This is a genomic window from Acinetobacter sp. MF4640, from assembly GCF_002018895.1.
GTDB lineage: Bacteria > Pseudomonadota > Gammaproteobacteria > Pseudomonadales > Moraxellaceae > Acinetobacter > Acinetobacter johnsonii.
Map to the genome: position 1 here is coordinate 1 of NZ_MVOM01000146.1, position 702 is coordinate 702.

Annotated in this window: 1 protein-coding gene and 1 other annotated feature; the gene reads right to left on the reverse strand. The window is 41.0% G+C overall.

Features of this window, described 5'->3' with window-relative positions; genetic code table 11:
- The coding region (locus MF4640_RS18830) for an IS3 family transposase (RefSeq protein WP_153042492.1) at positions 1–702 on the reverse strand (702 nt) is incomplete at both ends.
- Positions 590–702: a sequence feature (AL1L pseudoknot), on the reverse strand. This feature is flagged as partial in the annotation. (Overlaps the previous gene by 113 nt.)

Genomic DNA, 702 nt, shown 5'->3' on the forward strand with positions numbered 1-702 from the left:
TACCGACTGATGCTCGTAAATTTGCAGCTTCTAAACGATTGGTATAGCGAATAGAAAGATATTGAACACCTCTATCGGAATGATGAATCACATTCTTTGGCATGCCTCGATCGTGCAATGCTTGCTCCAATGCATCGAGCACCATATCTGTATTCATCCGTGTCGATACTTTCCATCCAACAATTGCTCGTGAGAACACATCAATAACAAATGCGGTATATACCCAGCCTGAATGAGTTTGAATATAGGTAAAGTCACCCACCCATAGTTGGTTTGGATGATCAGCATTAAAATTACGTTTCACTAAATCATCTGCCCGTTTTTGGTCATCTCGGCTACGGGTGGTTTGTTTATTCTTACCTCGCCAAACACCTTGTATACCTAGCTTTTTCATTAATCGAGCAACTGTACAACGTGCAATAACATAACCCTCACGTTTTAATTTTTGCCAGACTTTACGTACACCATATCGACCTGAACTTTCCTTCCAAATTCGTTTAATTTGTTCAGCATGATGCTCATCATGTAGATCTCGTTTCGCTCGATGTTCTGGATTGTCAGCGAGATCTAAAGTTCGGTAATAGGTTGAAGCTGCGATCGGTAAAATCCTACAAATCGCATCAACACCATATCGATCTTTATTGTTATGGATAAAATCCACCATTATTTGTATGGGCGGTCGAGCTCCGCCTGGGCGAAAAA